This is a genomic window from Actinacidiphila paucisporea, assembly GCF_900142575.1.
In the GTDB taxonomy this organism is placed as follows: Bacteria; Actinomycetota; Actinomycetes; order Streptomycetales; family Streptomycetaceae; genus Actinacidiphila; species Actinacidiphila paucisporea.
Genome location: NZ_FRBI01000037.1, coordinates 1 through 13,962, shown reverse-complemented (window position 1 = coordinate 13,962; position 13,962 = coordinate 1). Strand labels below are relative to the sequence as shown.

Genomic DNA, 13,962 nt, shown 5'->3' with positions numbered 1-13,962 from the left:
TAAGCGAGCCCGCTCCGGCCCAACTGCCGCTAGTGGCCCAGGATTTGGCAAACTCCGGGCCATGCCGCGGTCATCGGCCCGGCGTCTCGGGGCGCAGCCACACCGTGGACAGCGGCGGCAGCGCCAGGGTGACGCTGTGCGGGCGGCCGTGCCAGGGCGAGGCCTCGGTCTTGATCTGGTCGGGCAGCGCCACCCCGCTGCCGCCGAAGCGCAGTTCGTCGGTGTTCAGCACCGGCGTCCACACCGCGGCGGGGGAGCCGAGGCGGTAGCCGTCCCGTACGACCGGCGAGAAGTTGCTGACGCACAGCAGCGGTTCGCCGGCCGCGTCGAAACGCAGGAAGGCGAAGACGTTGTCCTCGGCCGCGCCGCCTTCGATCCACTCGAAGCCGGCCGGGTCGGTGTCGCTCTGCCACAGCGCGGGCGTGGCCGTGTAGACGGTGTTCAGCTCGCGCACCAGGTCGCGCACCCCGCGGTGGTCGCCGGCCGCGGAATACTCCGGGTCCACCAGCCACCAGTCCGGGCCGCTCTCGTGCGACCACTCCGCGCCCTGTGCGAACTCCTGGCCCATGAACAGCAGTTGCTTGCCCGGGTGGGACCACATGAAGCCCAGATACGCCCGGAGCGTGGCCCGCTGCTGCCACCAGTCGCCCGGCACCTTGCTGACCAGCGAGCCCTTGCCGTGCACGACCTCGTCGTGCGAGATCGGCAGCACGTAGTTCTCGCTGTACGCGTACACCATCGAGAACGTCATCTCGTCGTGGTGGTACTTGCGGTGCACCGGCTCGTGGCCGATGTAGCCGAGCGAGTCGTGCATCCAGCCCATGTTCCACTTCAGGCCGAAGCCGAGGCCGCCGAAGCCGGTGTGGCCGACATGGTGGGTGGCGCGCGTGACGCCGTCCCAGGCGGTGGACTCCTCGGCGATCGTGATCACGCCGGGGCAGCGGCGGTAGACGGTGGCGTTCATCTCCTGCAGGAAGGCCACCGCGTCCAGGTTCTCCCGGCCGCCGTGGATGTTGGGCAGCCAGTCGCCGCCCTCGCGGGAGTAGTCCAGGTAGAGCATCGAGGCCACCGCGTCCACCCGCAGCCCGTCGATATGGAAGTCCTCGCACCAGTACACGGCGTTGGCCACCAGGAAGTTGCGCACCTCGGTACGGCCGAAGTCGAACTCCAGGGTGCCCCAGTCCGGGTGCTCGGCCCGCCGCGGGTCGGCCGGCTCGTACAGCGGCTCACCGTCGAAGCGCGCCAGCGCCCACTCGTCCTTCGGGAAGTGCGCCGGCACCCAGTCCATGATCACGCCGATGCCGGCCCGGTGCAGCGCGTCCACCAGGTACCGGAAGTCGTCCGGCGAGCCCTGCCGCGGCATCGGGGCGTAGTAGGAGGTGACCTGGTAGCCCCACGACCCGCTGAAGGGGTGTCCGGCGACCGGCATCAGCTCCACGTGCGTGAAGCCGAGGTCCTTGACGTACGCGGGCAGCTGCTCGGCCAGCTCGCGGTAGCTCAGCCCAGGACGCCAGGACGGCAGGTGCACCTCGTAGACCGAGAAGGGCGCGCGGTGCACGGGCGTGTCCGCGCGGCGCGCCATCCACTCCGCGTCGTCCCACTCGTACGCCGACTCCGTCACCACCGACGCGGTCGCCGGCGGCACCTCGGTCGCCCGCGCCATCGGGTCGGCCTTCATCCCGTGCGAGCCGTCCGGGCGCGCGATGTCGTACTTGTACGCCGTCCCCGGGCCGACGCCCGGCACGAACAGCTCCCACACACCGGTCGAGCCGAGCGAGCGCATCGGCAGCGACGTGCCGTCCCAGAAGGTGAAGTCGGCGGCGAGGCGGACGCCGCGGGCGTTCGGCGCCCACACGGCGAACCGGGTGCCGGCCACACCGGCGTGCGTCATCGGCTCGGAGCCGAGGGCCTTCCACAGCTGCTCGTGGCGGCCCTCGCCGATGAGGTGCAGGTCCAGCTCGCCGAGCGACGGCAGGAACCGGTAGGGGTCCTCGGTGAGGATCTCGTCCGCGCCCTCGTAGGCCACCGCCAGGCGGTAGCCGGGGACCTCGGTTCCCGGCAGCAGGACGGAGAACAGGCCGTCGCCCTCCGGGGCCGTCTCGACCCGGTCGCCGTTCGCGGTGACCACCGCGACGCCGGTCGCGTACGGGCGCAGCGCCCGGATCCTGATCCCCTTCGACTCGGGGTGCGCCCCGAGGAGCGCGTGCGGGTCGTGGTGCTCCCCGGCCAGCAGTCTCCGACGGTCCTCCGCTGCGAGGGTGCCCTCGCGGTCGGCCTCTGCCCCTGCGGGGGTGCCGTTGCGCTCGGGCGCGCGCCCTTCCCCTGCGGGGGTGCTGTTGGGCTGGGGGGTGCGCCCTTCAGGGGCGCGGGGAACTGCGCGCTCAGCCTCCGCGGTGGCGCGGGTCGTCACCGGCCCGGTGGGGCTGTTGCTGTCGTCTCCGGACCGACGGCCGGTGGTGGGCTGGTCGCGCAGTTCCCCGCGCCCCTGAAGGGCGCCCTCCGCGGCAGCGGGCGGTCGGGGGGCCGAGCCGGAGGCTGCGGGGTGGGGGGTGGCCGCGGTGTAGCCGCGGGCCGTGGCCTCGGGGAGGGCGCCGTCGCGGGCGGTCGGTTCGTGGGTCACGGTCGGCTTCTCCTCGGGCGGTACGGACGCGTCAGGTGCGGGTGGGAAGGGGGTCGGCCGCGCCGACGGCGTGGTCATCGGGGTGCGGTCGTGGACAGGCGGGCCAGGGCCGAGAGGGGGATGGGTAGCCAGGCGGGTCGGTGGCGGGCCTCGTAGCGGGCTTCGTAGACCGCCTTGTCCGTCTCGAAGGCCCGTATCAGCACGGGCTGTTCGCGCGGGTCGGTGCCGGAGACGGCAGCGTAACCCGTGCAGTAGGCGTCCCGGTGCCTGGCCGCCCAGGGGCCGTTGCCGCTGTGGTGGGCGGCGTAGTCGAAGGACCGCAGCATGCCGGCCACGTCCTGCACCGGCGGCGCCGCCCCGCGGCGTTCGGCCAGCGGGCGGGCCGGCTCGCCCTCGAAGTCGATGAGCACCCACTCCCCGCCGGGCCGGCGCAGCGCCTGGCCGAGGTGGAGGTCGCCGTGGATGCGCTGGGCGGTGACCGCGGCGCCCGGGAGGGTGCCGGCGCCGAGCTTGGCCAGGTCGTCGAAGGCGGACCGCAGCGCGTCGGCGTACTGCCGCACCGCGGGTACTTCGGCGGCGGTCTCGTCCAGGCGGCGGGCCATGCCGGCGGCGATACGTTCCAGCGCCGCGCCGTCCAGTGCGCGGGCCGGCAGTGCGGCGGCCAGCGAGGCGTGCACCTCGGCGGTGGCGCGGCCGAGCGCGGCCGCCTCGGAGCGGAAGTCGCCGTCCTCGGCGACGGAGGCCAGTGCCAGCGCCCAGCCGTCGGACGAGCCGGGCAGGAAGCGCTGGAGCACGCCGAGCGTGGTGGGCTCCTCGGCGGTGGGCCCGGGGCCCGGCTCCAGCGACTCGAACCAGGCCACGGGTTCGGCGACCCGCTGCGACCCGGCCTTGGCCAGCGCGAGGGACAGCTCCAGGTCGGGGTTGGTGCCGGGGGAGACGCGGCGGAAGAGCTTGAGGATGTACGCGTCGCCGTAGACCACCGAGGTGTTGGACTGCTCGGCCGTGGAGACCCGCGGGGTGAGTCCGGGCGGGAAGACGGCGTGCGGCTCGGTGGTGAAGCGCAGTCGCCCGGTGCGGCCGGGCAGCCTGAGCCGCTCCAGGAGCAGCGCGGCCAGCCGGGGGTCGTGCGGCGCGTCGTAGAGCGTCAACCCGTCGTAGGGGCCGCCGACCGCCGGGCCCAGCGCGGTGCGCACCAGCGCGGACGGCAGCAGCGGATGCGCCCCGAGCAGCAGTTGGTAGCAGTCGGCGGGACGCCCGGGCTGCTCGACGTCGACCAGCACGTGCAGCAGGCCGAGGGGCCCGAGCCGGCCGCCGGGAGGCATCAGCTCGGTCGCCGCGACCAGCCGGAAGCCGCCGATGGGCAGCCCCTTGCCGGCGAACCAGCGCTGCCGGGGCAGCCAGCTGCGCAGCAGCGGTTCCAGCGAGCGCAGGAGTCCGGGATCGGTGGTGTGGACGGGTGGGTCGGGGACGGCGGGGCGGGCCCCGGGGGTAGTGGTGGGCACGGGCGGGACACGGGTCCAGGAGCTGTCCGACATGACGTCCTTTCCCCGGGGAGTCGCGCACCCGGCCGCCTTGACGAGCGGCAGGGGCGCCAGCCTCCCGGATGACGGGTTCGGGCTGTCCGGCGACACGGGGAGCCTGCCCCGGGCGGGTGACAGGAAACCGCCGTACGGCCCGCCCGCGTAACGTTCCGATTGCCACGTGGCACACCGGCCGTGCGGTCGGCCCGGCGGAGCCCGCACCGCTGCGAAGGGGGTACGTCCGGGTAAGTCCGATTACGCGCGGATGCGTCTGGATACCTCTGGATACTGCCAAAGGGTCGTCAGGGCCGCTACTCGGGCGCGCTCTCGGGGCCCGTCGGGCGCGGGGGGCCGGACCGGCCGGCCCCCCGCCGTCATGACGCGTTGCGGCGCAGCCGGAACCAGTAGAAGCCGTGCCCCGCGAGGGTGAGCAGGTACGGCAGCTGGCCGATCGCGGGGAAGCGGACCCCGCCGATGAGCTCCACCGGGTGGCGGCCCGCGTATTGGCGCAGGTCCAGCTCGGTGGGCTGGGCGAACCGGGAGAAGTTGTTCACGCACAGCACCAGGTCGTCGCCGTCCTCCCGCAGGAAGGCCAGCACGGCCGGGTTGCTGGACGGCAGCTCGGTGTACGAGCCCAGGCCGAACGCGCGGTTCTGCTTGCGGATCTCGATCATCCGCCGGGTCCAGTGCAGCAGCGAGCTGGGGGAGCTCATCTGCGCCTCGACGTTGGTGACCTGGTAGCCGTAGACCGGGTCCATGATGGTCGGCAGGAAGAGCCGTCCGGGGTCGCTGGAGGAGAACCCGGCATTGCGGTCGGGCGTCCACTGCATCGGGGTGCGCACACCGTCCCGGTCGCCCAGCCAGATGTTGTCGCCCATGCCGATCTCGTCGCCGTAGTAGAGAATGGGCGAGCCGGGCAGGGACAGCAGCAGCGCGGTGAACAGCTCGATCTGGTTGCGGTCGTTGTCGAGCAGCGGCGCCAGTCTCCGGCGGATGCCGATGTTGGCCCGCATCCGCGGGTCCTTGGCGTACTCCGCGTACATGTAGTCGCGTTCCTCGTCGGTGACCATTTCGAGGGTCAGCTCGTCGTGGTTCCGCAGGAAGATGCCCCACTGGCAGGTGTCGGGGATGGCCGGGGTCTTGGCCAGGACTTCCGAGACCGGGTAGCGGGATTCACGCCGTACCGCCATGAAGATCCGCGGCATCACCGGGAAGTGGAAGGCCATGTGGCACTCGTCGCCGCCCTTGTGGAAGTCGCCGAAGTAGTCGACGACGTCCTCGGGCCACTGGTTGGCCTCGGCCAGCAGCACGGTGTCGGGATACTGCGCGTCGATCTCGGCGCGCACCTTCTTCAGGAAGTCGTGCGTACGCGGCAGGTTCTCGCAGTTGGTGCCCTCCTGCTGGTACAGGTAGGGAACCGCGTCGAGCCGGAATCCGTCGATGCCCAGGTCGAGCCAGAAGCGCAGCGCGGCCAGGATCTCCTCCTGCACCTGCGGGTTCTCGTAGTTGAGGTCCGGCTGGTGGGAGAAGAAGCGGTGCCAGTAGTACTGCTTGCGCACCGGGTCGAAGGTCCAGTTCGACGTCTCGGTGTCGACGAAGATGATCCGGGCGTCGGGGAACTGCTTGTCGTCGTCCGCCCAGGTGTAGTAGTCGCCGTAGGGGCCCTCGGGGTCGCTGCGGGACTGCTGGAACCACTCGTGCTGGTCGCTGGTGTGGTTCATGACGAAGTCGATGATCACGCGCATGCCGCGCTGGTGCGCGGCGTCCACGAACTCCACGAAATCCGCCAGGTCGCCGAATTCGGGGAGTACCGCGGTGTAGTCGGCGACGTCGTAACCGCCGTCGCGGAGGGGGGAGGCGAAGAACGGCGGCAGCCAGAGGCAGTCGACGCCCAGCCATTGCAGATAGTCGAGTTTGGCGGTGATGCCCTTCAGGTCCCCGACACCGTCGCCGTTGCTGTCCTGGAAGGAGCGAACGAGGACTTCGTAGAACACCGCCCGTTTGAACCAGTCGGGATCACGGTCCTTGGCCGGGGTGTCCTCGAAGGTGTCAGGGACGGGTTCGTTGACGATCAACTGAGTGACCCTCCGATCGATGGAGACGGTCGCAGCGACAGGACGTGCGCGGGCGCGCGGCCCGGCTCAAGGCGCACATAGTTGTCTCTGCCCCAGTGGTAGGTCTCACCGGTGAGCGCGTCGCGCACCGGGAAGGACTCGTGCCAGGAGAGGCCGAGTTCCGGCATGTTCAACGAGAGGGTCGCCTCCTGGGTATGGAACGGGTCCAGGTTGACGACCACCAGCACGACGTCGTCCCCGCGGCGCTTGGAGTACGCGAGCACCGCGTCGTTGTCCACCGGATGGAATGTGATGTCCCGCAGCTGCTGGAGCGCCGGATGACGGCGGCGCAACCGGTTGAGCGTGGTGATCAGCGGGGCCAGTGAGCGCCCCTCGGCCTCGGCCGCCGCCCAGTCGCGCGGCCGCAGTTCGTACTTCTCGGAGTGCAGGTACTCCTCACTGCCGGGCTTGGCGGGGACCGCCTCGCACAGTTCGAAGCCCGCGTAGACCCCCCAGCTGGGGGACAGGGTCGCCGCGAGCACTGCCCTGACCTCGAAGGCGGGGCGTCCGCCGTTCTGCAGGAAGGCGTGCAGGATGTCGGGGGTGTTGACGAAGAAGTTCGGCCGCATCCAGGCCGCCTTCTCCCCGCTCAGCTCCCGCATGTAGTCGGCCAGCTCGGCTTTCTCGGTACGCCAGGTGAAGTACGTGTACGACTGCTGGAAGCCGATCTGGCCCAGCGTGCTCATCATGGCCGGGCGGGTGAACGCCTCAGCCAGGAAGATCACCTCCGGATGCGTCCGGTTGATGTCGGCGATCACCTTCTCCCAGAAGACCACCGGCTTGGTGTGCGGGTTGTCGACCCGGAAGATCCGCACCCCGTGCGCCATCCAGTGCCGCAGCACCCGCAGCGTCTCGCGGACGATGCCGGGGAAGTCCTCGTCGAAGGCCACCGGGTAGATGTCCTGGTACTTCTTCGGCGGGTTCTCCGCGTACGCGATCGTGCCGTCCGCCCGGTGCGCGAACCACTCCGGGTGCTTGTCCACCCACGGGTGGTCGGGGGAGCACTGCAGGGCGAAGTCCAGCGCGATTTCCAGCCGCAGCTCCGCGGCCCTGGCCACGAAGTAGTCGAAGTCCTCCATGGTGCCCAGGTCCGGGTGGATCGCGTCGTGGCCGCCCTCAGGGGAGCCGATCGCCCACGGCGAGCCGACGTCGTCGGGACCCGCCGTCAGGGTGTTGTCGCGGCCCTTGCGGAAGGCTGTGCCGATCGGGTGAATCGGCGGCAGGTAGACCACGTCGAAACCCATCGCGGCGACCGCGGGCAGCCGCTCCGCGGCCGTACGGAAGGTGCCGTGCCGCGGCGGCGCGCCCTCCTCGACCACCGCGCCCTCAGAGCGCGGGAAGAACTCGTACCAGGACCCGAACAAGGCCCGCTGCCGCTCCACGTGCAGCGGCAGCGGCCGGGACGCGCTGACCAGCTCGCGCAGCGGGAAGCGGTCGAGCACCGCGACCACCTCGGGGGTCAGCGCCGCCGCGTGCCGGGCCGCGACCGGCCGTGCCGCGTCCCGCAGCGCGTCGACCGCGGCCAGCACCACGGCCCGCCCGTCGCTCTTGGGCACCCCGGCCGCCGCCCGCTCGTACAGCAGCGCGCCCTCGGCCAGCACCAGGTCGGTGTCGATGCCCGCCGGGACCTTGATGCCCGCCGTGTGCCGCCAGGTCGCCACCGGGTCCGACCAGGCCTCCACCGTGTACGACCAGCGGCCCTCCGCGGTGGGGGTGACCCTGGCGCCCCAGCGGTCGCTGCCGGGCTCCAGCTCGCGCATCGGCGTCCACGGGCCGGAGCGGCCCGCGGGGTCGCGGAGCACCACGTTGGCGGCGACCGCGTCATGGCCCTCGCGGAAGACGGTGGCCGTCACCTCGAAGGTCTCGCCCACCACCGCCTTGGCCGGCCGGCGGCCGCAGTCCACCAGCGGACGGACATCGAGAACGGGAATGCGACCGATCATTTCCTCACCTGACAGCACTGGTTTACGGGACGGCATACGGAACGACGACTTCCGCTCTTTTTAACTGCTCTTGGCGTTGTCGGCCTGCCTGCGTGGCCGCTGCCCACCGCGATCACCCGGGTGGCGGTGACAGGGCCGTACGGATGCCCCCGATTGCGCGGATCACGCCTTCCGGGTGCTGTGCATCGGGGAGCCTGCCCACGGTCTACGCGCGACACGCACCACCTGACGGCGTTTCGGGAGCGCGGCCCGAGTGCTCTGATCCGCGCCCCCGTCCCACCCCGGAGGGCGCGGTGGGCGGCGCGTCCGTGCCGTCCCGGCAGGTCCGATTTCATACCCCTGTGCGCGCCCCCTACTGCGCCCCCGCGTACGCCCCAGGCAGCCGCGGAGCCGCAGTCGTGCTCCCCGCGGGCCGTGTGATTCAAGCCACCAGCATCGCATCGCACGGCCCGCGGCGCACGGCTCTCGGCAAGCCCTGACCGGCACCGCGGCACGCCCGGCCCCCGCAGGACATTTCCCGGACGCCTCTCGTACACACGGCTGAACGCGCCCGCGCCCGCGCACCGGTGACGCTCACTCCTGTGAGCCGCCGTTCGAGCGTTTGAACCACCGGATCGGGGACTCTACCCGCGGGCTCCGGGCCCGCCGGGCTACGGTCGAAGGGTGAAGGCTATCCGTCGATTCACCGTGCGCACCGTCCTGCCGGAACCTCTGCGCCCGCTGGGGGGTCTGGCCCAGAACCTCCGCTGGTCGTGGCACCAGGAGACCAGGGAGCTTTTCCAGAGTGTCGACCCCGAGGGCTGGCGGGCAGCCCAGGGCGACCCCGTACGCCTGCTCGGCGCCGTCGGCAAGGACCGGCTCGCCGCGCTGGCCGACGACCGGCGCTTCCTGCGCCGGCTGGCCGCCGCCGCAGAGGACCTCGCCGACTACACCAGCGGCCCCCGCTGGTATCAGGAACAGACCGACCTGCCCGCCGCCATCGCCTACTTCTCACCCGAGTTCGGCATCACCTTCGCCCTGCCCCAGTATTCCGGCGGCCTCGGCATCCTCGCCGGGGACCACCTCAAGGCCGCCAGCGACCTCGGCGTACCGCTGATCGGCGTCGGCCTGCTCTACCGGCACGGCTACTTCCGCCAGACCCTCTCTCGCGAGGGCTGGCAGCAGGAGCAGTACCCGGTGCTCGACCCCAACTCCCTGCCCCTCACCCCGCTGCGCGAAGCCGACGGCACCCCCGCCCGCATAAGCCTCGTGCTGCCCGGCGGCCGGTCACTGCACGCCCGGATCTGGAAGGCCCAGGTCGGGCGGGTGCCGCTGCTGCTGCTCGACTCCGACGTCGAGGGCAACCAGGCAGCCGAGCGGGACGTCACCGACCGGCTCTACGGCGGCGGCAGCGAGCACCGGCTGCTCCAAGAGATGCTGCTCGGCATCGGCGGGGTCCGCGCGGTCCGCGCCTACTGCCGGATCACCGGCCACCCCGAACCCGAGGTCTTCCACACCAACGAGGGCCACGCCGGCTTCCTCGGCCTGGAACGCATCCGCGAGCTGTCCCTGGACGGCCTGGACTTCGACGCGGCGCTCGAAGCGGTCAGGGCCGGCACCGTCTTCACCACCCACACCCCCGTGCCCGCCGGCATCGACCGCTTCGACCGCGAACTGGTCGCCCGGCACCTCGGCGACGGCGGCGAGCTGTCCGGCGTCGACACCGGGCGGATCCTCGAACTGGGCATGGAGACCCACCGCGGCGGCGACCCGAACCTGTTCAACATGGCCGTCATGGGCCTGCGCCTCGCCCAGCGCGCCAACGGGGTGTCCACCCTGCACGGCGCCGTCAGCCGGGAGATGTTCGCCGGCCTGTGGCCCGGCTTCGACCCCGAGGACGTCCCCATCACGTCCATCACCAACGGGGTGCACGCCCCCACCTGGGTCGCTCCCGAGGTACTGCGGCTCGGCGCCAAGCAGATCGGCCAGCAGCGCGCCGAGGACGCCCTGATGATCGGTGGCACCGACCGCTGGAAGGACATCGGCGGCATTCCCGACACCGCCGTCTGGGAGCTGCGCCGCGAGCTGCGCGAACAGCTCGTCGAGGACGTACGGCTGCGGGTGCGCGCCTCCTGGCGGCAGCGCGGCGCCGGCGAGGCGGAACTGGGCTGGACCGACCACGTACTCGACCCCGACATCCTCACCATCGGCTTCGCCCGCCGGGTCCCCTCCTACAAGCGGCTCACCCTGATGCTGCGCGACCAGGACCGGCTGATGCGGCTGCTGCTGCACCCCGAGCGGCCCATCCAGATCGTCGTCGCGGGCAAGGCCCACCCGGCCGACGACAGCGGCAAGCGCCTGGTGCAGGAACTGGTCCGCTTCACCGACGACCCCCGGGTACGGCACCGCATCGTCTTCCTGCCCGACTACGACATGCGGATGGCCCGGCTGCTCTACCCCGGCTGCGACGTCTGGCTCAACAACCCGCTGCGCCCCCTGGAGGCCTGCGGCACCTCGGGCATGAAGGCCGCGCTCAACGGCTGCCTCAACCTGTCGGTGCTCGACGGCTGGTGGGACGAGTGGTTCGACGGTGACAACGGCTGGGCGATCCCCACCGCCGACGGCGTCACCGACGAGGACCGGCGCGACGAGCTGGAGGCCACCGCGCTGTACAACCTGCTGGAGAACCAGGTCGCGCCGCGCTTCTACGACCACGGCTCACGAGGCCTGCCGCAGCGCTGGATCGAGATGGTCCGCCACACCCTGACCACCCTCGGCCCCAAGGTGCTGGCCGGCCGCATGGTCCGCGACTACGTCACCCGGCTGTACGCGCCGGCCGCGCGCTCGCACCGCGCCATACAGGGTCCCGCCGCGGTCGAACTGGCCGAGTGGAAGGGCCGGCTGCGCCGGCAGTGGCCGCAGGTGTCGGTGGACCACGTGGAGACCGACTCCGTCGAGGGCACCCCCGAACTGGGCTCCACCCTCACCCTGCGCACCCAGATCAGCCTCGGCGGCCTCGACCCCGCCGACGTCGACGTCCAGCTCCTCTCGGGCCGCGTCGACACCTCGGACCGGCTGGCGAACCCGACGGTCCAGTCCCTCAAACCCACCGGCCGAGCGGACATCTCGGGCCGCCACTCCTACGAGGGCCCGCTCACCCTCGACCGCACCGGCTCCTTCGGCTACACCGTCCGCGTCCTCCCGGCCCACCCCCTCCTGGCCACCCCGGCCGAACTGGGCCTGGTGGCTGTTCCACCGGAAACCGAGGGCATGACGGCGGGCATCCTCCGCTGACCCCCTCCGGGGGGTGCCTCTTCGGTAAGAGGTGCCCCCCGCGAGGCGCGCGTCGTCACCGTCCGGGAGGGGCTGTTCGGTTCGATCCGGACCACCGGCCGGTGGTGTGCTGAGCGCGCAGCTGCCCGCGCCCCTGGTGGGTGCCCTCTGTGGACAGGGGCACCCCTCAGGGGCGCGAGGGCAGTGCCGGCTGAGGGGGGCTCTCAGGCGGCGCGGCGGCCGCGGGGGGTGCCGGATTCGCCGCGGGCGCGGCGGCCGGTGGCGCCGCCGCGGCCGGCGGCGACTCCCGGGCCGGTGCGGCGCCCGGCCGGGTTGGTGCCGGCGCGGCGCCGCGGGGCGGAGGCGGAGGACGCCGGCTTGGCGGGGGCGGCCTCAAGAGCCGCCGGCATGGCAACCGGCGTGCCGGACGGCTTGCGCGCGCCGGTGATGCGGGCGAGGTCGGGGTCCCCCGGCCGCACCCGCGCGGTGGCGGGCCGAATGCCGGCGGCAGCCATGAGGCGGGCGTTCTCCCGCCGCTGCTCGGGCAGCACGAGGGTGACGACGGTCCCGGACTCGCCCGCCCGCGCGGTGCGCCCACCCCGGTGCAGATAGTCCTTGGCCTCGGTCGGCGGGTCGACGTTCACGACCAGGTCGAGCCCGTCGATGTGGATGCCGCGGGCGGCGACGTTCGTGGCGACCAGGGCGTCGGCCGTCCCGGTGCGGAACTGGTCGAGCGCCCGGTTGCGCTGCGGCTGCGACTTGCCGCCGTGCAGCGCCACCGCGCGTACGCCCTGGCCGAGCAGGTGCTTGGTGAGGCGGTCGGCACCCCGCTTGGTGCCGACGAACATGATCACCCCGCCCTTGCGGGCGGCGATCTCCGCGGTGACCGCCCGCTTCGTGGCCTCGTCGACGTGCAGCACGTGGTGCTCCATCGTGGTGACGGTCGCCGCCGAGGGGTCCACGGAGTGGGTGACGGGCGCGGTGAGGAAGCGCTTGACGAGCTTGTCGACATTGCGGTCCAGCGTCGCCGAGAACAGCATCCGCTGGCCGTCGGCGCGTACCTGCTCCAGCAGCTTGGTGACCTGCGGCAGGAAGCCCATGTCGGCCATCTGGTCGGCCTCGTCCAGTACGGTCACCGCGACCCGGTCCAGCGCGCAGGCGCGCCGGTCGATGAGGTCGGCGAGCCGCCCCGGGGTGGCGACCAGCACCTCGGCGCCGGCCTTGAGCGCGGCACTCTGCCGGTTGATCGACGCGCCGCCGACGACCGCGGTGATCCGCAGGCCGAGCACCTTCGCGTACGGTTCGAGTGCCTCGGTGACCTGCCCGGCCAGCTCGCGCGTCGGGACCAGTACCAGCGCCAGCGGGCGCTTGGGCTCGGCCCGCCGCCCGGCGGCCTTCGTCCTGACCAGCAGCGGCAGCCCGAACGCCAGCGTCTTGCCCGAGCCGGTCCTGCCGCGGCCCAGCACGTCGCGGCCGGCCAGCGAGTCGGGCAGCGTGGCGGCCTGGATCGGGAACGGCTCGGTCACCCCGTGGGCTTCCAGGGCGGCGACGAGCGCCGGGTCCAGCGGCAGCTGGGAGAAGAGCGTGGCGGGGGACACAGGTGACACGGGCGTTTCCTTCCTCGGGCCGCCGGTGCGGCGGCTGCATGCGAGAGGCCCGCACCGTGCGGTGCGGGCCTCCCAAAGACCGGGCGCGGCGGCCCGGTGACGCCGGTCAGAGCGCCCGGATGTTCTCCGCCTGCGGGCCCTTCTGGCCCTGGGTGACCTCGAACTCGACCTTCTGGCCCTCAAGCAGCTCGCGGTAACCCTGCGACTGGATGTTCGAGTAGTGGGCGAAGACATCGGAGCCGCCGCCGTCCTGCTCGATGAAGCCGAAGCCCTTTTCCGAGTTGAACCACTTCACGGTTCCGGTAGCCATAATGCATCTCCTACTGGTGGGGCAGTTTCCAGATCCGCACTGTACGGATCCGGGTCGCCGTGGATGATCACCCCACACCGGAGAATTCCGGCAAAAACAAAAGTGCGCCCGGAGATCGCAATCATCCAGGCGCACGCTTAGTTCTGGGTACCACAACTGCAACGTGCTCCACTCTACCAGATCACCTCCGGGCACCACCCGGACCGGCCGCGGAGGGCCGGTCCGGGCGTTTTCCGCCGTTCGGGCGAATCTGTGGTGCCCCGCCGGTGTCAGCTGACGTTGACGGCGGTGTCGTCGATCAGGAACGAGGTCTGCAGCGAGGCGTCCTCGGTGCCGGTGAACTTCAGGACGACGGTCTTGCCGATGTACGGGGTGAGGCTGACCGTCCGCTGGACGTAGCCGGTGCCCTTGTTGAGGTTGGAGTACGAGGCCACGGTGGTGGTGCCGGCCGCGACGGTGAGCTTGTCGTAGGCGGTCGTGGTGGTGGTCTCGTCGGAGGTGACGTAGAGGTAGAAGGTGAGGTTGGCGCTGGTGCAGGTGGCCGGGATGGTCACGGACTGCGACAGCGTGTCGGTGTGGGTGGCGCCGTAGCCGTC

The 13,962-nt window shown here is 71.9% G+C and carries 7 protein-coding genes and 1 pseudogene; 1 reads left to right on the top strand and 7 read right to left on the bottom strand.

All coding sequences use genetic code 11. The features are described from left to right. Positions 1–70: 70 nt before the first annotated feature. From glgB to BUE44_RS32570, 4 genes are all read right to left on the bottom strand, one after another. Positions 71–2,620 (bottom strand): 1,4-alpha-glucan branching protein GlgB, encoded by a 2,550-nt coding sequence (gene glgB / locus BUE44_RS32585; RefSeq protein WP_235002698.1) that lies wholly within the window; start codon positions 2,618–2,620, stop codon positions 71–73. Positions 2,621–2,694: 74 nt separating this feature from the next. Beyond that, complete coding sequence (locus BUE44_RS32580) at positions 2,695–4,155, bottom strand: maltokinase N-terminal cap-like domain-containing protein (protein WP_073502629.1); 1,461 nt, start codon at positions 4,153–4,155, stop codon at positions 2,695–2,697. Between the two features lie 359 nt (positions 4,156–4,514). After that, the gene (treS, locus tag BUE44_RS32575; protein ID WP_073502628.1) at positions 4,515–6,215 is read right to left on the bottom strand and encodes a maltose alpha-D-glucosyltransferase; all 1,701 of its coding nucleotides are present in this window, start codon (positions 6,213–6,215) and stop codon (positions 4,515–4,517) included. Next, a complete protein-coding gene (locus tag BUE44_RS32570; protein WP_079190294.1) occupies positions 6,212–8,197 on the bottom strand; it encodes an alpha-1,4-glucan--maltose-1-phosphate maltosyltransferase in 1,986 nt (661 codons plus the stop codon). Before BUE44_RS32570 ends, treS begins: the two co-directional genes overlap by 4 nt. Before the next feature lie 663 nt (positions 8,198–8,860). Here BUE44_RS32570 and glgP point away from each other — a divergent pair. Then, positions 8,861–11,470 carry an alpha-glucan family phosphorylase gene (glgP, locus tag BUE44_RS32565; protein WP_073502626.1) on the top strand — a complete coding sequence of 870 codons (2,610 nt, stop codon included), beginning with the start codon at positions 8,861–8,863 and terminating at the stop codon, positions 11,468–11,470. A gap of 203 nt (positions 11,471–11,673) precedes the next feature. Here glgP and BUE44_RS32560 read toward each other — a convergent pair whose 3' ends face one another. The 3 genes and pseudogenes from BUE44_RS32560 to BUE44_RS32550 form a co-directional block, all read right to left on the bottom strand. Continuing rightward, the gene (locus tag BUE44_RS32560) at positions 11,674–13,056 is read right to left on the bottom strand and encodes a DEAD/DEAH box helicase (RefSeq protein WP_322940949.1); all 1,383 of its coding nucleotides are present in this window, start codon (positions 13,054–13,056) and stop codon (positions 11,674–11,676) included. Positions 13,057–13,162: 106 nt separating this feature from the next. After that, positions 13,163–13,366: a cold-shock protein gene (locus BUE44_RS32555; protein WP_073502624.1), complete on the bottom strand. Its 204-nt coding sequence runs from the start codon at positions 13,364–13,366 to the stop codon at positions 13,163–13,165. Positions 13,367–13,635: 269 nt separating this feature from the next. Continuing rightward, positions 13,636–13,962: pseudogene (locus BUE44_RS32550) on the bottom strand (hypothetical protein); the annotation flags it as partial.